The sequence below is a fragment of the Brevundimonas sp. CURTG3B2_SDJG genome (assembly GCF_057364705.1).
The window spans coordinates 1-559 of record NZ_JBNFOJ010000592.1; the positions used below are offsets into that span (position 1 = coordinate 1).

2 protein-coding genes are annotated in these 559 nt (G+C 74.2%); both read left to right on the top strand.

Features of this window, described 5'->3' with window-relative positions; genetic code table 11:
• Positions 1–376, top strand: a 376-nt coding sequence (locus AC2W7C_RS18850) for a hypothetical protein (RefSeq protein WP_486002704.1), incomplete at its 5' end; no start/stop codon positions are given.
• On the top strand, positions 373–559 hold a 187-nt coding region (gspM, locus tag AC2W7C_RS18855; RefSeq protein ID WP_486002705.1), incomplete at its 3' end, for a type II secretion system protein GspM. The genes AC2W7C_RS18850 and gspM, both read left to right, overlap by 4 nt.

The window sequence follows — 559 nt, forward strand, 5'->3', positions numbered from 1 at the left end:
ACGACCTGGGCGGCGCGCGATATGGCGAAAGCGGACGGCGGCCGAGATCGTTCGCTTCGCGCCGGACCTGGCCCGCGCGCCCGACCCCGTCGCCACCTTCCGCCAACGGGTGAAGGTCGCGCCCCCGCCCAATGGCGTGGCCGCCGCCGCCGCGGCCCTGTTCGCGGCGGTCGAGAACGTCGAGGGCGCCGAACTGGACATCCTGGTCTCGGACCCGGGCGAGGGGATGAAGGCCACCCTCAGCCATCCGGACTACCAGGACGTCGCCGTCCTCCGCACGGCGATGGCCGGCGCCGGCCTGACGGTCGAAGAGACCGGCGTGGCCGAGGAGGGCGGCCGCATCGTCAGCGACATCACCATCGGAGGCGCGAAATGAGCGCGGCGATCACAACCCTGCGCGGCTGGTGGGACGGCCGCACCGTGCGCGAGCGCCGGATGCTGGCGGTGATGCTGGCCCTGATCGCCGGCGTCCTGGTCTGGCTGCTGGTCGTCCGTCCCGCCTGGAGCTGGCGCGCCGACGCCGCCGAACGACTGGCGACCGCCCAGGCCGAGCGGCGAG